Source organism: Allobosea sp. 10L422 (genome assembly GCF_056395345.1).
The window spans coordinates 71,680-95,874 of sequence record NZ_JBFTJI010000006.1 but is presented as its reverse complement, the minus strand read 5'-3'; the positions used below and the strand labels follow the sequence as shown (position 1 = coordinate 95,874).

At 66.8% G+C, this 24,195-nt stretch carries 24 protein-coding genes; 10 read left to right on the top strand and 14 right to left on the bottom strand.

Annotated features, from left to right (window positions below; genetic code table 11):
• The first annotated feature begins 5 nt into the window (after positions 1-5).
• Complete coding sequence (locus AC1DEZ_RS13885; protein WP_441511070.1) at positions 6-737, top strand: DUF1028 domain-containing protein; 732 nt, start codon at positions 6-8, stop codon at positions 735-737.
• An 85-nt stretch (positions 738-822) separates the two neighbouring features.
• A complete protein-coding gene (locus AC1DEZ_RS13880) occupies positions 823-1,365 on the top strand; it encodes a DUF2345 domain-containing protein (protein ID WP_441511069.1) in 543 nt (180 codons plus the stop codon).
• A gap of 21 nt (positions 1,366-1,386) precedes the next feature.
• On the opposite strand, the gene AC1DEZ_RS13875 is transcribed toward AC1DEZ_RS13880, so the two are convergent.
• The 10 genes from AC1DEZ_RS13875 to AC1DEZ_RS13830 all read right to left on the bottom strand — a co-directional run bounded on the left by AC1DEZ_RS13875 (position 1,387) and on the right by AC1DEZ_RS13830 (position 12,489).
• Positions 1,387-2,523: a D-TA family PLP-dependent enzyme gene (locus AC1DEZ_RS13875; RefSeq protein WP_441511068.1), complete on the bottom strand. Its 1,137-nt coding sequence runs from the start codon at positions 2,521-2,523 to the stop codon at positions 1,387-1,389.
• A complete protein-coding gene (locus AC1DEZ_RS13870; RefSeq protein ID WP_441511067.1) occupies positions 2,520-2,978 on the bottom strand; it encodes a RidA family protein in 459 nt (152 codons plus the stop codon). The genes AC1DEZ_RS13875 and AC1DEZ_RS13870 overlap by 4 nt, the downstream gene beginning before the upstream one ends.
• A gap of 51 nt (positions 2,979-3,029) precedes the next feature.
• The gene (locus tag AC1DEZ_RS13865; protein ID WP_441511066.1) at positions 3,030-3,536 is read right to left on the bottom strand and encodes a GNAT family N-acetyltransferase; all 507 of its coding nucleotides are present in this window, start codon (positions 3,534-3,536) and stop codon (positions 3,030-3,032) included.
• Between the two features lie 123 nt (positions 3,537-3,659).
• Positions 3,660-4,823 carry an amidohydrolase/deacetylase family metallohydrolase gene (locus tag AC1DEZ_RS13860; RefSeq protein ID WP_441511065.1) on the bottom strand — a complete coding sequence of 388 codons (1,164 nt, stop codon included), beginning with the start codon at positions 4,821-4,823 and terminating at the stop codon, positions 3,660-3,662.
• 18 nt (positions 4,824-4,841) lie between these two features.
• Positions 4,842-5,777, bottom strand: a complete 936-nt coding sequence (locus AC1DEZ_RS13855; RefSeq protein ID WP_441511064.1) for an N-carbamoyl-D-amino-acid hydrolase — start codon at positions 5,775-5,777, stop codon at positions 4,842-4,844.
• A gap of 112 nt (positions 5,778-5,889) precedes the next feature.
• A complete protein-coding gene (locus AC1DEZ_RS13850; protein WP_441511063.1) occupies positions 5,890-6,798 on the bottom strand; it encodes an ABC transporter permease in 909 nt (302 codons plus the stop codon).
• On the bottom strand, positions 6,795-7,736 hold the full coding sequence (locus AC1DEZ_RS13845; RefSeq protein WP_441511062.1) for an ABC transporter permease: 942 nt from the start codon (positions 7,734-7,736) through the stop codon (positions 6,795-6,797). Before AC1DEZ_RS13845 ends, AC1DEZ_RS13850 begins: the two co-directional genes overlap by 4 nt.
• A gap of 133 nt (positions 7,737-7,869) precedes the next feature.
• Positions 7,870-9,465, bottom strand: a complete 1,596-nt coding sequence (locus tag AC1DEZ_RS13840) for an ABC transporter substrate-binding protein (RefSeq protein ID WP_441511061.1) — start codon at positions 9,463-9,465, stop codon at positions 7,870-7,872.
• A 214-nt stretch (positions 9,466-9,679) separates the two neighbouring features.
• Entirely contained in the window at positions 9,680-11,092 is a 1,413-nt protein-coding gene (locus tag AC1DEZ_RS13835) for an amidase (RefSeq protein WP_441511060.1), read from the bottom strand.
• 167 nt (positions 11,093-11,259) lie between these two features.
• A complete protein-coding gene (locus tag AC1DEZ_RS13830) occupies positions 11,260-12,489 on the bottom strand; it encodes a M20 family metallo-hydrolase (RefSeq protein WP_476779821.1) in 1,230 nt (409 codons plus the stop codon).
• A gap of 159 nt (positions 12,490-12,648) precedes the next feature.
• Here AC1DEZ_RS13830 and AC1DEZ_RS13825 point away from each other — a divergent pair, with 159 nt between their 5' ends.
• From AC1DEZ_RS13825 to mbfA, 4 genes are all read left to right on the top strand, one after another.
• A complete protein-coding gene (locus AC1DEZ_RS13825; RefSeq protein ID WP_476779820.1) occupies positions 12,649-14,055 on the top strand; it encodes an MATE family efflux transporter in 1,407 nt (468 codons plus the stop codon).
• A gap of 198 nt (positions 14,056-14,253) precedes the next feature.
• On the top strand, positions 14,254-15,015 hold the full coding sequence (locus AC1DEZ_RS13820) for a L,D-transpeptidase (protein WP_441511057.1): 762 nt from the start codon (positions 14,254-14,256) through the stop codon (positions 15,013-15,015).
• A 100-nt stretch (positions 15,016-15,115) separates the two neighbouring features.
• Positions 15,116-15,952 (top strand): DUF2076 domain-containing protein, encoded by an 837-nt coding sequence (locus tag AC1DEZ_RS13815; protein WP_441511056.1) that lies wholly within the window; start codon positions 15,116-15,118, stop codon positions 15,950-15,952.
• Positions 15,953-16,066: 114 nt separating this feature from the next.
• On the top strand, positions 16,067-17,023 hold the full coding sequence (gene mbfA / locus AC1DEZ_RS13810) for an iron exporter MbfA (protein WP_476779819.1): 957 nt from the start codon (positions 16,067-16,069) through the stop codon (positions 17,021-17,023).
• Position 17,024: 1 nt separating this feature from the next.
• On the opposite strand, the gene AC1DEZ_RS13805 is transcribed toward mbfA, so the two are convergent.
• Positions 17,025-17,831 carry a L,D-transpeptidase gene (locus tag AC1DEZ_RS13805; protein WP_441511054.1) on the bottom strand — a complete coding sequence of 269 codons (807 nt, stop codon included), beginning with the start codon at positions 17,829-17,831 and terminating at the stop codon, positions 17,025-17,027.
• Positions 17,832-17,997: 166 nt separating this feature from the next.
• A complete protein-coding gene (locus AC1DEZ_RS13800) occupies positions 17,998-19,428 on the bottom strand; it encodes a lipopolysaccharide biosynthesis protein (RefSeq protein ID WP_441511053.1) in 1,431 nt (476 codons plus the stop codon).
• A gap of 150 nt (positions 19,429-19,578) precedes the next feature.
• On the opposite strand from AC1DEZ_RS13800, the gene AC1DEZ_RS13795 reads away from it, so the two are divergent.
• Both AC1DEZ_RS13795 and AC1DEZ_RS13790 read left to right on the top strand, forming a co-directional pair.
• Positions 19,579-20,082: a GNAT family N-acetyltransferase gene (locus AC1DEZ_RS13795; RefSeq protein WP_441511052.1), complete on the top strand. Its 504-nt coding sequence runs from the start codon at positions 19,579-19,581 to the stop codon at positions 20,080-20,082.
• Positions 20,079-20,921, top strand: coding sequence for a DMT family transporter (locus AC1DEZ_RS13790; RefSeq protein WP_441511051.1), 843 nt, complete (start codon positions 20,079-20,081; stop codon positions 20,919-20,921). Before AC1DEZ_RS13795 ends, AC1DEZ_RS13790 begins: the two co-directional genes overlap by 4 nt.
• Here AC1DEZ_RS13790 and AC1DEZ_RS13785 read toward each other — a convergent pair.
• On the bottom strand, positions 20,908-21,390 hold the full coding sequence (locus AC1DEZ_RS13785; protein WP_441511050.1) for a PaaI family thioesterase: 483 nt from the start codon (positions 21,388-21,390) through the stop codon (positions 20,908-20,910). The two genes, AC1DEZ_RS13790 and AC1DEZ_RS13785, sit on opposite strands and share 14 nt — an antisense overlap.
• Positions 21,391-21,485: 95 nt before the next feature.
• Positions 21,486-21,953, bottom strand: coding sequence for a MarR family winged helix-turn-helix transcriptional regulator (locus AC1DEZ_RS13780; RefSeq protein ID WP_441511049.1), 468 nt, complete (start codon positions 21,951-21,953; stop codon positions 21,486-21,488).
• A gap of 228 nt (positions 21,954-22,181) precedes the next feature.
• Here AC1DEZ_RS13780 and groES point away from each other — a divergent pair, with 228 nt between their 5' ends.
• Both groES and groL read left to right on the top strand, forming a co-directional pair.
• Complete coding sequence (gene groES / locus AC1DEZ_RS13775; protein ID WP_047576256.1) at positions 22,182-22,469, top strand: co-chaperone GroES; 288 nt, start codon at positions 22,182-22,184, stop codon at positions 22,467-22,469.
• Between the two features lie 54 nt (positions 22,470-22,523).
• Positions 22,524-24,161, top strand: coding sequence for a chaperonin GroEL (gene groL, locus AC1DEZ_RS13770; RefSeq protein WP_441511048.1), 1,638 nt, complete (start codon positions 22,524-22,526; stop codon positions 24,159-24,161).
• The last annotated feature ends 34 nt before the right edge of the window (positions 24,162-24,195 follow it).

Genomic DNA, 24,195 nt, shown 5'->3' with positions numbered 1-24,195 from the left:
GCCGCATGACCTGGTCCATCGTCGCGCGCGACGTCGCCACCGGCGCCTATGGCGTCGCCGTCTCGACCTGTGCCTTCGCCGTCGGATCACGCGTGCCCTATGGCGGCGGCCGGATCGGCGCCATCGCGACGCAGGCCTTCGTCAATCCGCTCTACGGCGTCGACGGCCTGAGGCTCTTGCAAGAGGGGCGTTCGGCCCTCGAGATCGTCGCGACGCTGACGGCGGCCGATGAAGGCCGCGCCCATCGCCAGCTCCATGTCATCGACCGCGACGGCAGGATCGCAGCCCATACGGGCGCGGCCTGTATCGACTGGTGCGGAGCGGTGGACGGGCCGCAGGTCTCGGTCGCCGGCAACATGCTGGCCGGACCGGAGGTCGTGCAGGAGACGCTGAAGGCCTATATCGCCGCCTCGGCGCTCGATTTCGACGAGCGCCTGCTGGTTGCTCTCGAAGCCGGCGAGAAGGCCGGCGGCGACAAGCGCGGCCGGCAATCCGCCGCGATCCGCATCTGGAACGGCGAGCCGGTGCCGAGCTTCGACATCCGCGTCGACGACCATGCCGACCCGCTGGCGGAGCTGCGCCGGCTCTGGCGCGTCGCGCACCAGCGCTACGTGCCGTTCCAGCAGGCGGCGCCCTCGCGCAGCCGGCCGGCGGGCGTTACCGACCGGGCCGAGCTCGACAGGCTATGCGAGGACTATGCCGCCAACTGGAACGCGCGGCACCCGGAAGGCCGATAACCGAGCCAGCGCTTCCGCGACGCGAGCCCGGCATGCTAACCTGACGCTTCGTCACCTCGCCCTTGCCGATGGACAGGAGGCTGCGATGGCCGATGCGGATGTCGATAGCCTTCAGCGGCGCGTCGCAGCGCTCGAGGCCCAGATCGCTCTTCTGACGCAGGCGATCTCGGTCGACAGAGCCGGCAACATGACCATCAGCGCCGCGAGCCGGCTGACGCTTCTGAGCGGCGGCCCTTGTGCGATCCAGGCAGGCAGCACGCTCGCTCTCTCCGTCGGGGGCAGTATGAGCTTCGCCGTCGCCGGACGGCTTCAGATCGCGGGAGGGCAAGGGGTTTCTCTCGATACCCGCTACTGCACTCTGAACGCGACGGTGAATTTCGAGATCGCCAGCGCCAAGACGCTGACGATCAAAGCCGAGCGGGAAATGAACGTCGCTGCGGGCAAGACCCTCACGGCGACGAGTGCAGACGCGGCGCTCCTGAGAAGCGGCGATGCCCGGCTGAACCTGAAGAAGGACGGGACCGCCGAGCTGCACGGCCGCGACATCACGATCCAGGCCAGCGGACGCTTCACGGCAAAAGCGTCCTCCGACATGATCCTGAAGGGGTCGCGGCTTCTACAGAACTGACAATCCCGACGCCAGCCTGCCTTACGTCAGCTTGCCGCGCGCCGCGACCGGCAGCTCGCCGATCAGCTTGTCGCCGCGCACTGTGATCAGCCGGTCGACCATGTTGACGACGACGCAGACATGGTTCGGCACGATGCGCACGACTTCGCCAACCACGGGCCGCTCGTTCGAGCCGGACAGGTCGAGGAAGCCATGCTCCTCGGCGAATTGCGCGATCCGCGCCCGTGGATATTCGAGGATGTAGCCGTGGCCGTCGAGATTGCCCTTGTCGCTGGTCAGCGTCTTCGAGCCTGAATCGAGAATGCCGCGCTCCGGCGCCGCCCGGCTCACCACCGAGGCGTAGACCGTCAGCGCGCAGTCATCGAGCGTGGCGACGCCGGCCGCGATCTGCATGCGGTCGTTGAAGATCGAGGTGCCCGAGCGATGCTCGGTCGCGCCCCTGAGCTTGCCCATGTTGGGGATGTTGGGCGAGCCGCCGGTCGAGATGATATCGGCCTTGAGGCCGGCATCGCGCAGCCCGGCATTGGCGGTGTCGAGGAAGATTTGCGTCCGCTCCCAGCCATCTTCCGGCGGGTACATCAGGAAGCCGGCGAAGCGCAGGCCCGGCGAGGCGTCGATCATCTTGGCGAGTTCGACTGCCTCTGCGGGCGTCTCGACGCCGGCGCGCTTGCGGCCGGTGTCGCATTCCACGACGACTTCGAGGTCGCGACCGGCGATTTCGGCAGCGCGCGGCAGGCCGGAGATCGTGACCGGGTTATCGGCGGCCACGATCATCCGGACGCGACGCTGCAACGCCCCGAGGCGGCCCAGCTTCTCCTCGCCGAGGATGTTGTAGCTGATCATGATGTCGTCGAGGCCGCCATCGGCCATGACCTCGGCCTCGCCGAGCTTCTGGCAGGTGATGCCGCGCGCGCCGGCCTCGATCTGAAGCCGCGCGAGCTCCGGCGATTTATGCGTCTTGATGTGCGGGCGGTTGGCGACGCCGGCTGTGTCGCAGGCGGCCTGGAGCCGGGCGATGTTGGCATCGACCTTGTCGAGGTCAACAACCACGGCCGGGGTGCCGTAGACGCGCGCGATCTCGGCCGCGAGCGGGGTGGCCGCCGGCTGATCGACGGCCGGCGAGGTGGTGGCGGTCACGCTGGTCGAAGCGGCAGTCATGGCAGCACCTTGATGATGACTTCGATCTCGACGGTCATGTTGTTCGGCAGCGACCCCATGCCGACGGCGGAGCGGGCATGGCGGCCGCGATCGCCGAGCACTGCGACGAACAGGTCCGAGCAGCCATTGATGACTTTGGGCTGGTCGGCGAAATCGGGGGCGCCGTTGACCATGCCGAGGAGCTTGACCACCTCGACCTTGTCGAGCGAACCCGTCGCCTTCTTCATCGCCGCGAGCAGGCCGAGGCCGGTCTGCTTGGCATGCTCATAGGCTTCCTCGATCGTGACGTCCTTGCCGACCTTGCCGGTCGGATAGGTGCCGTCGGCCCGCTTCGGCCCCTGGCCGGAGAGATAGACGATGTCGCCGACCTGCTTGAAGCTGACATAGGTGGCGACCGGCGTCGGCACCTCCGGCAGCGTCAACCCCAGTTCCTTCAGCCTGTCCTCGGCGCTCATGGCATTCCTCTCTTCGATTGTCGCCGACGTCTGTCGCGCCGGCGTCTTCTGTCAATTCTGCAAATCGCGGCGCATGTAGCGGGCCGCATCGTCATAGCTCGCAAGCTTGCGGGCAAGGGCGGGGTCATGCACCTCGCGAAAGCCCTGCCGCCGCCAAAAGCCGGTCGAGCCGTTCACGGCGACGAGCGCTAGGCTGGCGAAGCCGGCTCGCATCGCGTGCTGCGCGATCTCGGCCACGATCCGCCCCGCAGCGCCGCCGCCCCTGCCCTCCGGCAAAAGCGCGAGGTCGTGGATATACCAGTTCCGCGTGCCGGGGGGGATCGCGCCGAGCATTGAATTCAGCGCGGGCACCGCACCAACCGGCCAGGGGTGGCTGACGAGGTAGCCTCGAAGCGCCCCGTCATCGGCCGCCAGGACATGGCAGCCCTCAGGCGCCAGACGCAGCCGCTCGGCGAAGACCGGCTCATCCTCAGGGTAGCCCGGATGCACAATGGCCGCGATCGCCATCACCGCCGGAAGATCGGCCGGCGCCATAAGGCGCCAGCCGGCTTCTCGCACGTCATGCTCGGGCTTGACCCGAGCATCTCCTGCCGAGGGAAGCTCCTGCGCGTCAACGTCCCGAGATTCTCGGGTCTGCGCTTCGCTTCGCCCGAGAACGACGCCGCGAGTCCGGCGCGGCAATTAAGCCGCGACCTTCGGGAACTTGCTCGTCCGCTTCGGGTGCCACCACTTGCCCTTGAGCACGACGCCCTCGGAGACGATCTTGCGGTCGCCCGCCAGGTGCTCGCCGACCACGTCCACGTAGTCGAACTTGCCTTCCTTGACGGTGAGGATCGTCGCATCGCCGAGCGAGCCGACCTTGAGCGAGCCGTATTCGGTCCGCTTCAGCGCCATGGCGGCGTTCACGGTCGAGGCGGCGATGACGTTGTTCAGGCTCATGCCCATGCAGAGGAATTTCGACATGGTGGTGACCTGGTCATAGGCCGGACCGTCGATGCAGAGCTTGTGCACGTCGGACGAGATCACGTCCGGTTCGAAGCCGTTGGCGAGCATGGCGCGGGTGGTCTTGAAGGAGAACGAGCCCTTGCCGTGGCCGATATCGAAGATGACGCCGCGCTTGCGGGCGGCGAGCACCTCCGGCTTCACCGTGCCCTGCGCGGTCGAGGGAGCGTTCGGGAAGGGGCGGAAGGCGTGGGTCAGCACGTCGCCCGGCCTGAGCATGCCGATGACTTCCTCATAGGACGGCGGCGGATGGTCGATGTGGCACATCAGCGGCATGCCGACCTCGTTGGCCACCTGCAGCGCGATGTTGAGCGGCACGGTGCCGGAGGTGCCGGAGGCGTGGAGGCCGACACGGACCTTGATGCCGACGATATAGTCGCGGTTCTTGTCGGCGACCTCGGCGCAGTCGATCGGGTTCATCAGGCGCAGATCGCCGCTCTCGCCGACCATGACGCGATGRTCGAAGCCGTAGATGCCGGCGTGCGAGACGTGGAGATAGGCGAGGATGCGCGCCTGGCTCGGCTCGATGACGTGCTTGCGGAAGCCCGCCCAGTTGCCGGGGCCGGCCGAGCCGGTATCGACCGAGGTCGTCACGCCGGAGACGCGGCAGAACTCGTCGGCGTCGATGCCCAGCGAGGTGCCGCCCCAGTAGACATGGGTATGCAGGTCGATCAGGCCCGGCGAGACGATGTAGCCGGAGACGTCGCGGATCTCCTTGGCGTCCTTCAGGTCCTTGCCGAAGCCGGACACCTTTCCGTCCGTGAAGGCCACGTCGAGCACGCCGTCGTGCTTCTGCGACGGGTCGATGACGCGGCCGCCCTTCAGGATGAGATCGTGAGTCATTTTAGTCCTCTGGGGTGATCAAACCGGGGAGACGGCGCCTTTGCGCTCGACGATCAGGCCGTAGGCCTGGGGCTCGCGATGCCTGGCGAAATTGAAGGTCGAGGCCTTATAGCTCTTTCCAAGATCCATGTCGCAACGGGCGACGACGAGTTCGTCGCCTTCGGTCACGGCCTGAGCGACGACCTCGCCGGTCGGCGCGATGATGCAGGAACCGCCGATCTGGTCGACGCCGGCCTCAAGGCCCGCCTTGGCGACGCCGACGACCCAGCTCGCGTTCTGGTAGGCGCCCGCCTGCATCACGAGCTGGTTGTGGAAATTGCCGAGCCGGTCATGGTCCCGCGCCGGCGGGTTGTGCTTGGGCGTGTTGTAACCGAGCACGATCAGCTCGACATCCTGCAGGCCCATGGAGCGGTAGCTCTCGGGCCAGCGGCGGTCGTTGCAGATCATCATGCCGATATTCGCGTCCATCGTCCGCCAGACGGGCCAGCCAAGATTGCCGGTCTCGAAATAGCGCTTCTCGAGATTCTGGAACGGCGCTTCGGGACGATGCTCGGGATGGCCGGGTAGATGGATCTTGCGGTACTTGCCGACGATCGCGCCGGATTTGTCGACCAGGATCGCGGTGTTGAAGCGACGCTTGCGGCCTTCCTCGAAGGCAAGCTCGCAATAGCCGAGATGGAAGCCGACACCGAGGCGCTTGCTCTCCTCGAACAGCGCAGCAGTCTCGTTCGAAGGCATCGCGCTTTCGAAATAGCCGTCGATCTCGGCTTCGTCGTCGATCCACCAATGCGGGAAGAAGGCCGTGAGCGCCGCTTCCGGATAGACGACAAGATCGGCGCCGTGCGCCTTGGCCTGACGCATCAGCTCGACCATGCGAGCCACGGCCGAAGCCCGGCTTTCATCGCGCTGGATGGGGCCGAGCTGGGCGGCGGCGACGGTCAGGATGCGGGTCACGTCATAGGCTCCGGATGAAGATCACCCTGCGGACAAGGCTTTCAAGCACTGAGCCGGCGCGTCAAGCGCCGGCAATGCGGGGCGTGGGTTGTCCCAGTTGCGGGGCTGGTCCTCAGATGGACTTCGCGAGGCGCGGATCGAGCGAGTCGCGCAGGCCGTCACCGAGCATGTTCACTGCGAGAACGGTGAGGGAGAGGAACACCGCGGGGAACAGGATGATGTGCGGGCGGACCTGCCAGAGCGCCCTGCCCTCGGCCATGATGTTGCCCCAGGACGGCGTCGCCGGCGGCACGCCCGCGCCGATGAAGGACAGGATGGCTTCGACGATCATGGCGCTGGCGCAGATATAGGTCGCCTGGACGCTCATCGGCGCGAAGGTGTTCGGCAGGATGTGTCTGATGATGATGCGCGGCACGCGCGCCCCATTGGCCACCGCAGCCTCGACATAGGGCTGTTCGCGCAGCGACAGCACCACGCCGCGCACGAGGCGCGCCACGCGTGGAATCTCGGCGACGGTGATGGCGATGATGACGTTGCCGACTGAGCCCCGGGTCAGCGCCATCAGGGCGATGGCGAGCAGGATCGGCGGGATCGACATCATGCCGTCGATGACGCGCATGATGATGCCGTCGGTCCAGCGCACGAAGCCGGCGAAGAGGCCGATGGTGAGCCCGACGACCGACGACAGGATCGCCACGCTGAAGCCGACGAGCAGCGAGACACGCGCGCCATAGATCACGCGCGAATAGATGTCGCGCCCGAGCATGTCGGTGCCGAACCAGTAGAGTTCGGAGGGCATGCGCGTGCGCCGGCTCGGCGAGATGGCGGTCGGGTCGACCGTGCCGAGCAGCGGCGCGAAGATGCCGATGAGCGCCATCAGGACGAGCAGGCCGCCGCCGATCGCCACGGAAGGGTGCCGGCGCAGATAGCGACGAAAGCGGGCCGAGCGGCTGAGCGCAGCCTTGACCGGCTCAGCGGGAACAGCGACGGCCGGGGCCGGGATGGAGGATTGAGCGGTCAATAGCGGATCCTCGGGTCGACGAGGGTATAGGTCAGGTCGATCAGCAGGTTCACGAGCACGTAGACCAGGCTGAACATCAGCACGACGCCCTGGATGACCGGGTAGTCACGCCGCAGGATGGCATCGACGGTGAGCCGGCCGAGGCCGGGGATGGCGAAGACGCTCTCGGTGACGACGGCTCCGCCGATCAGCAGCGCGATGCCGATGCCGATGATGGTGACGATCGGCACCGCCGCATTCTTCAGCGAATGCAGGAAGAGCACGTCCTTCTGCGACACGCCCTTGGCCTGGGCGGTGCGGACATAGTCCTGCTGCAGCACCTCGAGCATGGTGGCGCGGGTGATGCGGGCGATCAGCGCGATGTAGACGAGGCCGAGGGTGATCGAGGGCAGGATGAGGTTCCGGAGCCAGGGCCATAAGCCCTGCGAAATCGGCGTGTAGCCCTGCACCGGCAGCCAATCGAGCTTCAGCGCGAAGAAATAGGCGAGCAGATAGCCGACGACGAAGACCGGCACGGAGAAGCCGAGTACGGCGAAACCCATCGCGGCCTTGTCGATCCAGCTGCCGGCCTTCCAGGCGGCGATGACGCCCATCGGAACGGCGATGACGACGGCGAAGATCAGCGTCAGCACCATCAGCGAGACGGTGGGCTCGATGCGCTGGGAAATGAGCTGCGTCACCGGCAGGTTGGTGAAGATCGAGGTGCCGAGGTCGCCCTGGATCACGCGGAAGGACCATTCGGCGAAGCGGACCAGATAGGGACGGTCCAACCCCAGGCTGGCGCGGATGCGCTCGACATCGGCTGGGGAAGCCTGGTCACCGGCGATGATGGCCGCGGGATCACCCGGCGCGATATAGAGCAGCGAAAAGACGAACAACGCCACGAAGGCCATCACGGGGATGGTCGTAATGATGCGTCTGACGACGAAAGCAAACATAAAGCCGTGGAACCTCGTTCACGCCGAACCTGGGAACCGCGGCCCGGTCTTCTTCCGGGTCGGGGCGAGGCGAAGTGTCGGAGCCCGGCCGGCCCCGAAAGGCGGAGCGGCCAGGCCGCCCCGCGAAGAGAGGTCAGGCCTTGGCGACGTCCCAGAAGAACGGCAGCGGGCCGCTGACGACGCCCGAGACGTTCTTCCGCCAGGCCTGATAGCCGAGGTAGAAGCCGGTCGGCGCGTAGACGACGTTCTCGACCGCCGCCTTGTTGAGCTTGGCCATCGCCGCCTTCTCGCCGGCCAAATCCTTGGCGTTGAACCAGTTGGTCACCTCGGTCTCGACCGCGGGCACGTCCGGCCAGCCGAACCAGGCCTTCTCGCCATTGGCGCGGATCGCGGTGTAGGCGGCCGGATTGATGCAGTCGGCGCCGGCATGCCAGGTATGGAACATGCTCCAGCCACCCTGCCCCGGCGGTGTCTTCTGGGCGCGGCGCGAACCGACCGTACCCCAGTCGGTGGCGACGAAATCGACATTCATGCCGATGCTCTTGAGCAGCTCGGCCGTGACGTCGCCCATCGACTTGGTGGCGGCCATGTCCTGCGCGACGATGCAGACGACCGGCTCGCCCTTGTAGCCGGACTCGGCGAGGAGCTTCTTGGCTTCGGCGACATTGCGCTTCTTCAGGATGTCGCCGCCCTCTTCCGTGTAGAGCGGCGTGCCGGGGGTGAAGAAGCCCGGCAGCGGCTTCCAGAGCTTGTCGTCGTCGCCGACGACGGCACGCATGTAGTCTTCCTGGTTCAGCGCTGTGAGGACCGCCTGACGCACCTTCACATTGTTGAAGGGCGGGAAGAGGTGGTTCATGCGGAAGGCGCCGATATTGCCGAGTGGATCGCCGATATCGACGTTGATGTCCTTGTGGGCCTTGAGCACCGGCACGAGGTCGGCGAGCGGCGTTTCCCACCAGTCGATCTCACCGTTCTGAAGCGCGGCGGCCGCCGTCGCCGCGTCCGGCATGATCACCCACTCGACCCGGTCGACAAGGATGTTCTTGCCACCGGCGAGCCAATCCGCCTTCTCGGAGCGCGGCTTGTAATCCGCGAACTTCTCGAACACCGCCTTGGCGCCGGGAACCCAGTCGCTGCGCAGGAACTTCATCGGCCCCGAGCCGACATATTCCGTGATCTGGGTGAACGGGTCGGTCTTGGCGATGCGCTCCGGCATGACGAAGGAACAGGGCGCGTTGTTCTTGGCGAGCGCCAGCAGCATCTTCGGGAAGGGCTGCTTCAGCGACCATTTCCAGGTCAGCTCGTCGACGGGCACAAGCTCCACCTGAATGGCGCGGATCATCAGGCCCATCGGATCGCGCGCCGACCAGCGCACCAGGCTCGCGACCACGTCCTTGGAGGTCACCGGTGTGCCGTCATGGAACTTCAGCCCGGAGCGCAGCTTGAAGGTCCAGGTCAGGCCGTCGGAGGAGACCTCCTCGGCCTCGACCATCTGGCGCTGCGGCTGGAACTTGGAATCGATGCCGTAGAGCGTGTCCCACACCAGCGCGGCGGCGTTGCGGACGACGTATTGCGTTCCCCATATCGGGTCGAAGTTCGCGAGATTGGCCTGCGGCACGAAGCGCAGGGTCTTGGTCGCGCCCTGTGCCAGCGCCGGCATCGCCAGCCCGCCCGTTGCCGCGGCCATGCCGGCGCCAGTCGCGGATTTCAGAAACGTCCTGCGATCCATCATGTTCTCCCCTGAAGCGGCGCCTCTGATCGGGCTGCCTTGCCGTAAGTCTGAGCAGAAAAATCCTGCCTGACAACACGCAGCGGCGCCCGATTAAGGCCGCCGAACGCGTGCACGGTTCGTGCCAGACGGAACTTCAGGGACCAGAGCCGGCATTTCCGGCTCCCGGAGCAGCGTTTCGGCTGTTTTTCAGGGATCGCGAAAAAATTCGCGATTAAATCGGTTTGATGGGCAGGTCGACGCGCGCGAACGGCCTGGCCTGCTCGAAGGCAGCGGCTGCCCGCAGCACGAGCGCGTCCTTCCCGAAGGCTCCGACGATCTGGAGCCCCGCCGGCAGCCCCGCCGCGGTCAGGCCGCAAGGCACCGACACCGCCGGCTGCTCGGTGATGTTGAAGGGGTAGGTGAAAGGCGTCCAGCGCGTCCAGTCCTCGCCATAGGCGCCATGCTCGGGCGTGTTGCGTCCGACAGCGAAGGCCGGCAGCGGCAATGTCGGCGTCAGCAGCAGGTCGTAACGCTGATGGAACTGCGCCATGCGGTGAGCCAACGCATTGCGCTGGTTCAGCAGCGCATCGACATAAGTCGAAGCCGGGATACGCTCACCGAACTCCGCGACGGCGACGAGGCCGGGGTCCATCTGTGCCCGCCCGACGGCATCGACACTGCGCAGCGCCAGAGCCGCCCCGGAGGCCCAGATCGTCATCAGCGTCTCAATCGGATCGGCGAAGCCGGGATCGACTTCCTCAACCGTCGCACCGAGTTCGGCAAAGACCTGTGCGGCAGCAGCCGTCAGCGCAGCGATCTCGGGATCGACGATGACATCCTGGCCGAGGCGGGGCGACCACGCCACGCGCAGGCCCCTGACGCCGCCCTTCAACCCGTCGACATAATCGGGCGGACGGTCCGTCAGCGCGGTCATGTCGCGCGCGTCGGGCTGGCCGATCACCTTCATCGCCAGCGCAGTGTCGGCCACCGTGCGGGTCAGCGGACCGAGATGCGCGAGGAAGCCCATGGTCGAGATCGGCCAGGCCGGAACGCGGCCATAGCTCGGCTTCAACCCGACGACGCCTGTGAAGGCGGCGGGGATGCGCACCGAGCCTGCCCCGTCCGTGCCGAGATGGATGCAGCCGAGATTGAGCGCGGCGCAGACCGCCGCGCCGGACGACGAGCCGCCGGGGCCCGTACCCGTGTTCCAGGGATTGCGGGTCATGCCGGAAAGCGGAGAATCGCCGACGCCCTTCCAGCCATATTCCGGCATGGTGGTCTTGCCGAGGAAGACCGTGCCGGCCTCGCGCAGCCGCGCCGTCGCGGGCGAATCCTCCGCGAAGGGCGCCTCGGAAGCCACCGCCGAGCCGCGTCGCATCGGCCAGCCGGCAACGCCGAGATTATCCTTGATGGTAACCGGCACGCCGTCGAGCGGGCCGATCGCCTCGCCCTTCAGCCAGCGCGCCTGAGAGGCTTCCGCCATTGCCAGCGTGATGGCCTCGTCGCGGACGACGAAGGCGTTGACCTGCGGCTCGAAGCGCTCGATGCGCGCCAGCGCATCCTTGGCGACGTCGACGGGCGAGAGTTGCTTGCTGGCGTAGAGCGGTCCGAGTTCGGCGGCGGAAAGCGAGGCGATCGTCGTCATCGAAGGTCCTTTTGCAGCCTCATCGAAAATTTGAGCCCTCATCCTGAGGAGCCGCGCCGGCGGCGTCTCGAAGGATGCTTCAGATGGTTCCAGAGCCTCGGGGAGCATCCTTCGAGACGGCCCTTCCGGGCCTTCTCAGGCTGAGGGCCCATTTTGTTCAAGCGCTTTCAGGCGTTGGCGACGCGCCAGGCTGTGCTGAGCAGAATATTGGCACCGGCGACCATATCCTCGTCGGTGCTGAATTCGGCCGGGTTGTGCGAGAGCCCGCCGATCGAGGGGATGAAGACCATCGCCGTCGGGCAGAGCCGCGCCATCATCTGCGCGTCATGGCCGGCGCCCGAGATCATCCGCCGGATCGGGAGGCCGAATTCGCCGGCACTGCGCTCGACCTCGGCAATCAGGTCCTCGGCGAAAGGCGTCGCCGGGAAACGCGCGAGGTCGCGGAAGGAAATCTCGATGCCGTCGCGTTCCGCGAGCTCGGCGCAGAAGCGGCGCACCGCCTCCTCCGCCTGGGCCAGCGGCGCGTCGAGCGGGTTGCGCAGATCGAGCGTCATGACGACCGTCTCGGGCACGACATTGACGTTGCCGGGCTGTACGCGAATGACTCCGGAATTGGCGAGCTGGTGCGGGATCGTCTTGGTCAGCTCATTGGCGAAGATATTGATGCGCGCAGCGGCGAGGCCTGGGTCCTTGCGATAGGCCATCGGCGTCGTGCCGGCATGGCTCGGTCGGCCCTTGAGGGTGAGTTCCAGCCAGCAGATCGCCTGAATGCCGGTGACGGCGCCAAGGCCGCCGCCTTCGTTCTCAAGGACCGGCCCCTGCTCGATATGGAGTTCGACATAGGCATGAGCCGGCAGGAAACCCGGCCGCTCGGCGCCTTCGTACCCGATGCGCCGCAGCTCGGCGCCGAGACCCACGCCCTCGGAATCGCCTTCCCTGTGGGCCGCCTCGACACTCATGCCGCCGGCCCAGACATAGGAGCCGAGCATGTCGGGATGAAAGCGCGCGCCCTCCTCGTTGGTGAAGGCGATCACGGCCATGTCGCGCTTCGGCGTCAGCCCGGCATCGCGCAAAGCCGCGAGAACCTCGACGCCGGCAACGACGCCGAGCGCCCCGTCGAAGCGTCCGCCGGTGCCGACCGTATCGATATGCGAGCCCATGACCACGGCCGGCCCATCCTGCTGGCCTTTCAGAATGCCGACGATATTGCCGATTGCATCGACGCGGACATCGAGGCCGAGCGCCTTCATCTGACCCACCAGCCAGTCGCGGCCCTGCCGGTCCTCATCGGTCAGGGCGAGCCGGCGGCAACCTCCCTCCGGCGTGGCACCGATCGTCGAGAGTTCCGCCAGGCGCGAGGTCAGCCTCGCGGCGTCGATCCTCAGATTGGTGCTCATCGGTTCAGGCCCTCCAGCAATCGGCGAGGCAAGATGCAGACCGCGGCTGAACTTGTCGACCCGCGTCCAGCGCATCGGCTCCGGGCGTGGTCAGCCATGGGTGTGGCTGTTTCGGCGCTGCAATCGGCGGTAGAAGCGGCGCCCCTGGGAAATCACCGCATGTTGCCTGCCGACGTCTCCAAACCGCTTCATCCCTGGCTCGCGGAAGCGCGCGCCATGCTCGCCCTGAGCTGGCCGATGGTGCTCACCAATGTCGCGCAGACGGCGATGACGGCCACGGACGTCGTGATGATGGGCCATCTCGGTCCACGGGCGCTGGCGGCCGGCGCGCTCGGCGGCAACCTCTACACCGCCTTCCTGATCTTCGGCATCGGCGTGATGAGCGCGGTGTCGCCGATGATCGCGATCGAACTCGGCCGCAACAAGCATGCGGTGCGCGATCTGCGCCGCACCGTCCGGCAGGGCTTCTGGGCCGCCGCGACCATGGTGGGGCCGATGTGGGTTGTCCTCTGGCAGGCCGAATTCATCCTCACGGCGATGGGCCAGGACCCCGCTTTGTCGAAGGCGGCGGCGTCCTACATCCACACGCTGCAATGGGGCCTGCTGCCCTTCTTCCTCTATCTGTGCCTGCGCGGCTTCGTTGCCGCTCTGCAGCGGCCGCGCTGGGCCTTCATCGTCGTGCTCTTCGCCGTCGCCTTCAACGCCTTCGCCAATTGGTGCCTGATGTTCGGACATCTCGGCTTCCCGGCGCTCGGCCTGCCGGGCTCGGGGCTGGCGACGGCGCTATCCTCGACGCTGATGTTCGCCGGCCTCGCGCTCGTCGTCTCGCTCGACCGGCACTTCCGCCGGTATCACCTGCTCGGCCGCTTCTGGGTGCCGGACTGGCCGCGCTACCGGACCTATTGGCGGATCGGCTTCCCGATCGGCCTGACGGTCGCCTTCGAGGTCATCATCTTCAACGGCGCCGCCTTCATGATGGGACTGCTCGGCGAAACCCCGCTCGCGGCGCATGCCATCGCGATCCAGATCGCCTCGCTGACCTTCATGGTGCCGCTCGGCATCGGGCAGGCGGGCACGGTCAGGGTCGGTCGCGCCTTCGGCGCCGGTGACGCCGAGGGCATCCGGCGCGCCGGCGCCATGGCGCTGATCCTCGCCCTGAGCTTCATGGCCTCGACCGCGCTCCTCATGGCGCTCGCGCCGCAATGGCTCGTCGCGCCCTTCCTCGACAGCTCGACCCCCGGAGCCGCCGAAGTCACCGGTCTCGCGATGATCTTCCTGTTCTACGCAGCGGTCTTCCAACTCGCCGACGGGGCTCAGGTCGTGGGCGCCTCGATCCTGCGCGGGCTCGGCGACACGCGCGTGCCCATGATCTTCGCCGGCATCGGCTACTGGGGTATCGGCCTTCCGCTTTCCGCCGCGCTCGGCTTCCTGACGCCCCTCGCGGGGCGCGGCATCTGGATAGGTCTGGTGGTCGGGCTCGCCGTCGTCTCAGCCATGATGCTTGCGCGATGGTGGAGCCGCGAGCGGCTGGGCCTGCTCAAATGGGGGCTGCGGCAGGCAGTCTAGCCGGCTCTGCAGGAAATCGGGCGGGCGCCCGCGCTGTTGCCGATCGGCAACAGAGTTGCACGGCCACAATTTGGTCACTTCCTGTTCACCCCGCGGCCATGACGGACGCCTTGAACGGAAGCCTGCAACGGCGCATGGAACCGCGGCGCCGTCCCACCGTTGACTTCCGCCCCGCACGTAACGCCGAGTTTGCCGTCGATGTCCCCCGCCCGCCCGTCTGCCTCTCCCCTCGCCCGCCCGACACGCCGCGCCTTCGCCGCCCTGACGCCGCTCTTCCTCGCCGCCTGCGTGGGCCAGCGCCAGCAGCCCTACGAGGTTGCTCCCAGGGGCCCGCAGGTCAGCCCCGAATACCTGTCGATGTATGGCGAGCGGCCGGACGAGCTGCACCCGCTGCCGGCAACGGACCTCACCGAGGTCGATCCGCGCTTCCTGCGCCGCATCGTCTCCTATCCGACCCGCGAGCAGCCCGGCACCATCGTCGTCGATACCGACAATCGTTTCCTCTATCTCGTCCAGGAGGGCGGCAAGGCGATCCGCTACGGCATCGGCGTCGGCAAGCAAGGCATGTCCTGGCGCGGCCGCGCAACCATCGCGCGCAAGGCGCAGTGGCCGCGCTGGACGCCCACCCCGGCGATGATCGCCCGCGAGCCGGAGCGCAACCGCCCCTGGGCGGCCGGCATGGCTGGCGGTCTCGAGAACCCGCTCGGCGCGCGCGCCCTCTATCTCTACCAGGGCAACCGCGACACGATGTATCGCATCCACGGCACGTCCGAGCCGTGGTCGATCGGCAAGTCCGTCTCCTCGGGCTGCATCCGCCTGTTCAACCAGGACATCATCGACCTCTATAGCCGCGTGCCGACCGGAACGTCGGTCCTGGTGCTCAACCGCGGCACGCTGCAGCCGGGCTCCGAGGTCGACGAGATGCCGCCGCCGGACGACGATCTCGATGGCAGCATCTGATCCGCGGCAGCTTGCCGCGGCCACGGCCTTGATACTGTCACAGGCCGGTCCCACCTCTTCAACGCGGCGCAACCGCGCCGCGTAACGAGAGGAGATGACGATGACGCCGCAAGAACGCGACGTGATCGCCGGGATTTTCGACCGCCTCAGGCAGGCGGCCAACCAGCCCCGCGACCCCGAGGCTGAAAACTTCATCGCAGAACGCCTGCGCGACCAGCCCTATGCGCCCTATGCCATGGCCCAGGCTGTCTATGTGCAGGAGCAGGCGCTCGCCAATCTGCACCAGCAGGTCGAAGCCCTGCAGGCGCAGCTGCGCGACGCCGAGAAGCGAGCGAGCGAGGCTGCGGCCCAACCGGCTGCCGGCGGCTTCCTGTCCGGCATCTTCGGTGGCGGCAACGTGCCGCGCACCGGGTCGGTACCATCCGTGACGCCGCGAGCCGATGCGCCGGCCCCCTCCGGCGCCTGGAACACGCAGCCGCAGGGCCAGCCTATGCAGGCCGCTCCGATGCAAGCCGCTCCACAGACCGCCGCGCCGATGCAGCCCGGCCCATGGAGCAATCAGCCGCAGCAGGCGCCCGGCCGCGGCGGCGGCTTTATGGCGAGCGCACTGAGCACGGCGGCGGGCGTCGCAGGCGGCGTCGTTCTCGGCAACGTCCTTGCCAACGCCTTCAGTGGCGCGGGCGGGGCTGCGAAGGCCGCAACCCCGGCGGCCGCAGCCGATACGAACGCCAATGCCGGCGCCAATACGCAGCAGGCGGCCTATGATCAGGGCGCCTCGGATCAGGCGGCCTATGATCGCGGCTCGTCCGACCAGGCGGCGCAGGATCGCTCGGATCACGGCCAGGGCTATGACGGCGAGGCCGACACCCAGCAGGCCAATTACAATGACGACGACGATCCCGGCTTCGATTCCGGCGACGACGACAGCTGGGTCTGACGTCAGAGTCTCCGCAACGCCCGCCCAAAAGGCGGGCGTTCTTTTTTGGGGCGAGCCCTTCCCTTTGTAATCCAGAGCTCGTAGATTGGAATTATTCTAATCTACGAGTCTCCCATGAAACGCGTCACCGATCTCAGCGAGGCCGAAATCCTCGCCCTCGCCATTTCGAACGAGGAGGAGGATGCCCGCATCTACCTCTCCTTCGCCCAGCGCCTGCGTGCCAACTATCCGCATTCGGCCGGGATGTTCGAGGAGATGGCGGCCGAGGAGCACGGCCACCGCCATAGTCTGCTTGCCCTTTATGAGAGCCGTTTCGGCAAGGAGCTGCCGCTCATCACACGACAGGACGTGAAGGGCTTCTTCAAGCGCAACCCGGTCTGGCTGCACGAAGACCTGCAGCTCGACGCGGCACGCCGGCATGCCGCCTTGATGGAGCTCGAAGCGAGCCGCTTCTATGCGAGCGCAGCCGAGCGCGCTGTGGACACCGGCACCCGGAAGCTTCTCGCCGACCTTGCCGAGGCGGAACGCGCACATGAGAGCCTCGCCGAGCGGCTCGGCGAAGAACTCAAGACCTCGGGCGCAGCGGATGAGGAAGAGGAGACGCGGAAGCGGCTGTTCGTGCTCCAGATCGTCCAGCCGGCACTCGCCGGGCTGATCGACGGCTCGGTCTCGACGCTGGCGCCGATTTTCGCCGCGGCTTTCGCGACGCATGATTCCTGGAACGCCTTCGTCGTCGGCCTCGCGGCCTCGATCGGCGCCGGCATCAGCATGGGCCTGACCGAGGCACTCTCCGACGACGGCGTGGTCACCGGGCGAGGCCACCCCTGGGTGCGCGGCGGCGCCTGCGGCATCGCGACGACGATCGGCGGGCTCGGGCACACCCTGCCCTATCTCATCCCCGATTTCTGGCTGGCGACCGCCATCGCCGGCGTGATCGTCGCCTGCGAGCTCGTGGTGATCGCCTGGGTGCGCTGGCGCTACATGGATACGCCGTTCGGCTCCGCCATCGTGCAGATCATCCTCGGCGGCCTGCTCGTGCTGGCCGTCGGCATCGCGATCGGCAGTTCCTAACTCAGATCACCAGGACCTTGGCGCCGACGCGGACGCGCTCATAGAGGTCCTGGACGTCGTCATTGGTCATGCGGATGCAGCCCGAAGAAACGGCCTGCCCGATCGTGTTCGGCTCGTTGGTGCCGTGGATGCGGTAAAGCGACGAGCCGAGATACATGGCGCGCGCACCCATCGGATTCTCCGGCCCGCCGGCCATGAAGCGCGGCAGATCGGGGCGGCGCTTGAGCATTTCCGCCGGCGGCGTCCAGCTCGGCCATTCCGCCTTGCGCGAGACCGTCTTCATCCCGGCCCAGGAGAAGCCGGGGCGGCCGACGCCGATGCCATAGCGCAGGGCACGGCCACCCGGCTGCACCAGGAAGAGGAAGCGCTGTGGCGTGTCGATGATGATGGTGCCGGGCTTGTGCGGCCCGTCATAAGCGACTTCCTGCTTACGGAAGCGCGGGTCGACGAGTTGCTGGATGCCCTGCTGCGGCTCGACAGGCTGACCGAGCGCCGCCACACGGCGACCGGCCTCCGGCTGGCGCGCGGCCTCGAAGGGATCGGCCTCGTAGCCGGGGGCAGATCGAACGTTCTGGCCGTAGGCGTACTGACCACCGGGACGGTTATAGACGGCACCGCCGCGGCCATAGGGCGTGGGGTCACGGCCCGTCATCAGCATCTCGATGAAGCCGCCGCCGTAATTCGCGCGGCCGTGCGCCGCTGCCATCGGATCACGGGGCGCGGCATAGCCATAGCCCTGCGCCATGGCTGCGCTGGTGGTGAGGGTGCCGGCAGCGACCAGCAACGGAAGGACAATCGTTCGACGCATGACGCAAGACTCTCGACATCGGCTGCCGAAAACCTGCGGAATGGCCTGAAAGGAATGGTGAATCGCGGAGTTCCAGCACGCGAATCACGCCGAAACCCAGCCAATTCGCGGAATTAACCTTAGCGGGGCATCAAGCCGCAGGGTGAAGGAAGTGTTGCAGCGCGGGTCAGCGCTTTAACCCTTTTCGGGCGAGCCAGCGCAGCTTCAGGCCACTGCGCCAGCGGCCGACATCGCAGGCGAGAATCGCCACCGCATAGGCCAACCCGCCAAGGCCGATCTGGAGCGGCAGCTCCGCCAGAGCCGGCAGGCGGTTCTGCAGCGGCCAGACCACGAGAACCATCACGGCAGCGGCGAGGACGACACAGCCGAGATCGCGCAGCGGCGGCCAGGACGGCAAGCTGCGCAAGGCCACGATTCCCGTCACTGCAAAGGCCGTCACGAAGGCGGCACTTTGCGAAATCGCGATCGTTCCCGGTCCGGAGGCGCCCGGTATTGCGAAGATCGCGGCGAGATTGACGGATAATCCGGCGAGGGCCGCGAAGGTGGCGACAAGGGTGCGCCTTGCCAGCAGGAAGACCGGGTAGATCGCCGCCTGGAACAGCGCGATGGCGGCGAAGCCGGGCAGCAGCAGGGCCATGTAGTAGGCGAAGTGACCTCGGAAGCTGGCCGGCACCACGAGGCGTTCGAAGGCCGGCAGCGTCAGCCAAAAGCCGAGCGCAACGGGCAGCACGACGGCAAGCACGCCCACCATGTTGCGCGCGATGCGCTTCTGGGCGGCAGGGCGGCCGCGCGTCTCGTCGAGGCGAATGACCTCACGCAGCAGCAGGATCTCCAGCATCGAGGCCAGCACCGGAAACAGCCTGAGGCCGATATCGGAGGCGAGCGAGAAATAGCCGGCTTCCGCGAGGCCGAAGCGCTCCGCCAGAATGGCGCGATTGAGCAGCGGGATCAGTGAATAGACGGCGTTTCCGGCCACCAGCGGGAGTGCGTAGCGGGCGAAGCTGCGGGCAAGATCGGCGCGTGCGGCGGCAAGAACCGGCCCCGCATCCGCCAGCCTGCGGCGCACTGCGAGCACCGAGACGATGGTGCTGGCCAGCCCTCCCAGCAGGACGGCCATCGGATCGCGGAGCCACCATGCCGCGCCGACCATCAGCGCGAGGGCAAAGCTGCTCCTGACGAGGACGAGCCGGGCATAGGCAGCGTCGAGGAAGCGCGAGCGGGCGATGGCACCGTGATAGTCGAACCAGCCGGCGCCGACGCCGCCGGCAACGGCCACGGCGAGCAGGGTCATCGGCAGGCCCGTGTCGATTCCGGCGAGCAGCGCCGCCGCCAGGAGCGCGCAAAGGGAAAGGCCGATGCCGGCGAAGAGCAGATCGAGCGTCGCGCGGATGCCGGGGTCGCTTTCGCAGCTCTGCGCCGAATAGAAGCGGACGACCGAGAGCTTCAGCCAGTCGAGCAGTGCCGTGTTGATGAGCACGACGATCGCGGCGCCGATGGCATAAAGGCCGAACGCCTCGGGCCCCAGGAACAGGGCGACGAGCAACCCGAGGACGAAGTTCAGCCCGGCATTGACGATGAAGGGCAGAAGAACGGTCATGTTGTCTCGGTCGCGGCGCCCGTGCGGCAAGGGTCTTTTGACACCGGCAAGCGCAGGAAACCTGCCATGGTCCCTAACAGCCTCTAGGCCATCGGATCGAAAAGTGGAATCGGGTTTCTCGGAACAATCCGATGCTCTAAGTCAATCGCCATGACTGCCTTGCTACCGCCGATCCGCGACGCCCGCGATTCTGATTCCGAACCGCTCGCCAGGCTCATCGCCGCGAGCTTCGCCGAATATCCGAATTGCCATTTCGAATGGTCCGAGTTTCCCGAACTGCGTCGCCCGGCCAGCCACTTCGCAGCCAAAGGCGGAAAACTCTGGATCGCGGATTCGCCCCATGGCGGCATCGCCGGCTCGCTCGGCGTCACGCCGCTGCCGGAGCAGAACGCAATCGAGATCACCAAGGTCTATGCCGATCCGGCCTTTCGCGGTTCGGGCCTGGCGCAGGCGCTCTTCGACGAGGCGCTGCGCTTCGCCGAGGCCGGCAGCTTCAGCGAGATGATGCTATGGTCCGACAGCCGCTTCGCGCGTGGCCACCGCTTCTACGAAAAGCTCGGTTTCGTGCGCTGGCCGGGCGAGCGCTATCTGGCTGACGTCTCCGCGAGCTGGGAATACCATTTCCGCAAGCCGCTTGCCGCGCCGCCGGCATGACCTTGTCCATCGCCCTGCGCGCTGCGCTCGGCATCGCCCTCCTCACCGCCATGGATGCGGTGATCAAGGGCCAGATGCAGCAGCATCCTTTCATCGTCGCGCTGTTCATGCGCTTCCTGATGGGCGGCCTCTGCGCGCTCGCCGTCCTCGCGCTCGCCCGCCCGGCCCGCCCGACGCGCGACAGCATCATCGGCAATGTCGCGCGCGTCCCGCTCGTCGTGCTGACGGCTGGCAGCTTCTTCTATTCGGTCTCGGTGCTGCCGCTCGCCGAAGCACTGACGCTGTCGTTCCTTGCCCCTGTCTTCGTCGCGGTGCTCGGCGGCCTGCTCCTCAAGGAGACGATCGACCGGCGCGTGCTGCAGGCGCTCGCCTTCGGCCTCGCCGGCATGCTGGTCATGGTCTGGCCGCGGTTGCAGGGCCATGTCAGCGGCGCCAGCCTCGGCGTCGCCACGGCGCTGTTCTCGGCGGTGAGCTACGCCTTCAACCTGATCCTGCTGCGGCGCATCGCGGTCCGGGAGCACCCCACGGTCATCGTCGCCTTCCAGAATATCGGGCCGGCGCTGTGCCTCGCCGTCCCGGCATTCCTCGCCTTCGTGCCGATGACATTGGCGGATCTCGCGATCTATCTCTTCGCCGGTGCGCTGGGCGTCGCGGGCCATCTCACGCTTACCTCGGCCTATGCCAAGGCTGCGGCGTCCCGGCTGGCGGCCATCGAATATACCGCCCTGATCTGGGCGAGCCTGCTCGGCTTCTTCCTCTTCGGCGAGGTGCCGCTCTACACGACCTATCTCGGAGCGCTCCTGATCGTGGCCGGCGCCGGCGCGGTCAGCCGGCGCTAGCTTTCGCCGGAAACACCATGCAGGTTTCGGTGCCGTGCGCGAGCAACTTGCCGCGCTCGTCGCGCAGATTGCCTTCCGTCGTGATGACGGAACCGCCACGATGGATCAGCCTGCCTTCGCAGCGCACCGTGCCGGAATCCGGCATCACCGGCCGGACATAGTTCAGCTTCATCTCGAGCGTGGTGTAACCCTCGCCCGGCTTGAGCGTGGAATGGGCGGCGCAGGCCATGGCGGAATCGAGGATCGTCGCGGTCCAGCCGCCATGGATCGTACCGAGCGGGTTGAAGAAGCGCGGGGACGGCCTGCCGACAAAGACGACCCGCCCTTCATCCGCCTCCACCAGATCGAAATCCATGGTCCCGGCGAAGGGCGGGGCCGGGTGCCTGCCGTCGATGATGCCGCGCAGGAAGCTCAGGCCATCGCCCGCGACCAGCACCTCGCGGGACACCACTCCGAACGTTCGATCCATGACCACCCCTCAATTCGTGTAACTGCACGATAGAGAAAGCACGTTGAATGCGTCAACAGAGCCAACGGGAATCGTGCGGAAGGAGCCTCGATATCTCAACGCGGATCGCGCGCGGCGCGGCGCAGCGCCTTCAGCCCGTCGCGGGTCTCGCGCCAGCGCTCCTCGCCGAAGCCGCCTTCGATCTTGTCCTGCGCCGACCGCCAGAAGGGGATGGCAGCCTCGATCGCCGCCCTGCCCTTCTGCGTCACCGCATAGACAGCGGCACGACCGCGGCAGTCGACCGGCTCGACCATGCCCTCGGCGGCAAGGAGCTGGAGATTGCGGGTCAGCGACGTCCGCTCCAGGGCAAAGCGCTCGGCCAGCTCGGTGATCGACTTCCAATGTCCGGTGCTCAGCGCCGAGAGCAGCACGAACTGGGTGATCTTCAACCCGCTCGGCCGCATTGCCTCGTCATAGGCACGGGTGACGGCGCGGGCCGTCATCCGGACATGCAGCGCCACGCAGGATCGGGCGATATCGTCGAGGCGCGGATCGGGCGCAGGCGGGGGAGGGAGTGTCGTCATTCAGCCATCTTAGCGTGTTCTAGCGCGTGCGGCAGCTGGAAGGCGAAGGGCTGCGGTGCCGCATCCGGCGACGTTCACTTTGTTGTCGCAGGCTTCCTTGACTCTCCGGGACCCCGAGCCTATCTCCCCGCCATCTGTTAGCACTCTCATTCGCTGACTGCTAACAGCCTCCCCCGGGTGTCCATCAGCGGCGCCCGAACCGAATAAGACCGAGAGGAAGACAGAACCATGAAGTTCCGTCCGTTGCATGACCGCGTCGTGGTCCGCCGCCTTGACAGCGAAGAGAAGACCAAGGGCGGCATCATCATCCCCGAGACCGCCAAGGAAAAGCCCCAGGAGGGCGAGGTCATCGCCGTCGGCTCCGGCGCGCGTGACGAGGCCGGCAAGCTCGTTGCCCTCGACGTCAAGAAGGGCGACCGCGTCCTGTTCGGCAAGTGGTCGGGCACCGAGGTCAAGATCGATGGTCAGGACCTCCTGATCATGAAGGAATCCGACATCATGGGCGTCGTCGGCTGATAGCCGCCTGACCGCTTTCTCAACTTTTCAATTTCAGTCCAAGGAGTAGCTCTCATGGCTGCCAAAGACGTCAAATTCGGCACTGAAGCCCGCGACAAGATGCTGCGCGGCGTGGATGTCCTCGCCAATGCCGTGAAGGTCACGCTGGGTCCGAAGGGCCGCAACGTCGTGATCGAGAAGTCGTTCGGCGCTCCGCGCATCACCAAGGACGGCGTCACCGTCGCCAAGGAGATCGAGCTTTCCGACAAGTTCGAGAACATGGGCGCCCAGATGGTCCGCGAAGTCGCTTCGCGCCAGAACGACCATGCCGGCGACGGCACCACCACCGCCACCGTTCTCGCCCAGGCGATCGTCCGTGAAGGCGCCAAGTCGGTTGCGGCCGGCATGAACCCGATGGACCTGAAGCGCGGCATCGACCTCGCTGTCGAGGCCATCGTCGCCGATCTCAAGAAGAACTCGAAGAAGGTCACCTCGAACGCGGAAGTCGCGCAGGTCGGCACCATCTCGGCCAACGGCGACTCGTCGGTCGGCGAGATGATCTCGAAGGCCATGCAGAAGGTCGGCAACGAGGGTGTCATCACCGTCGAGGAAGCCAAGACCGCCGAGACCGAGCTCGACGTCGTCGAGGGCATGCAGTTCGACCGTGGCTACCTCTCGCCGTACTTCATCACCAACTCCGAGAAGATGGTCGCCGAGCTCGACGACCCCTACATCCTCGTCTTCGAGAAGAAGCTGTCCTCGCTCCAGGCGATGCTGCCGATCCTCGAGGCCGTCGTTCAGACCGGCAAGCCGCTCCTCATCATCGCCGAGGACGTCGAGGGCGAGGCTCTGGCCACGCTCGTCGTCAACAAGCTCCGTGGCGGCCTGAAGGTCGCGGCCGTCAAGGCTCCGGGCTTCGGTGATCGCCGCAAGGCCATGCTCGAGGACATCTCGATCCTGACCGCCGGCCAGATGATCTCGGAAGACCTCGGCATCAAGCTCGAGACCGTGACGCTCAACATGCTCGGCCGCGCCAAGCGCGTGCGCATCGAGAAGGAGAACACCACGATCATCGACGGCGCCGGCAAGAAGAAGGACATCGAGGCTCGCGTCGGCCAGATCAAGGCCCAGATCGAGGAGACCTCCTCGGACTACGACCGTGAGAAGCTCCAGGAGCGTCTGGCCAAGCTCGCCGGCGGCGTCGCGGTCATCCGCGTCGGCGGCGCGACCGAGGTCGAGGTCAAGGAGAAGAAGGACCGCGTCGACGATGCTCTGAACGCGACCCGCGCTGCGGTCGAAGAAGGCATCCTTCCCGGCGGTGGCGTTGCGCTCCTGCGCGCCCTGTCCTCGGTCAAGGGCATCAAGACCCAGAACGACGACCAGAAGACCGGCGTCGAGATCGTCCGCAAGGCGATCGCCGCTCCGGCCCGCCAGATCGTCGACAACGCCGGCGATGACGGCGCGGTCGTGATCGGCAAGCTGCTCGAGTCGAAGGACTACTCCTACGGCTACAACGCCCAGACCGGCGAGTACGGCGATCTGGTCAAGGCTGGCATCATCGACCCGACCAAGGTCGTGCGCACGGCGATCCAGGACGCGGCTTCGATCGCGGGCCTGCTGATCACCACCGAGGCGATGGTCGCCGACCTGCCGAAGAAGGACGCCCCGATGCCCCCGATGGGCGGCGGCGGCATGGGCGGCATGGACTTCTGAGGAAGTCCAGGCGCTCAAGCGCTTTGACTGCCGA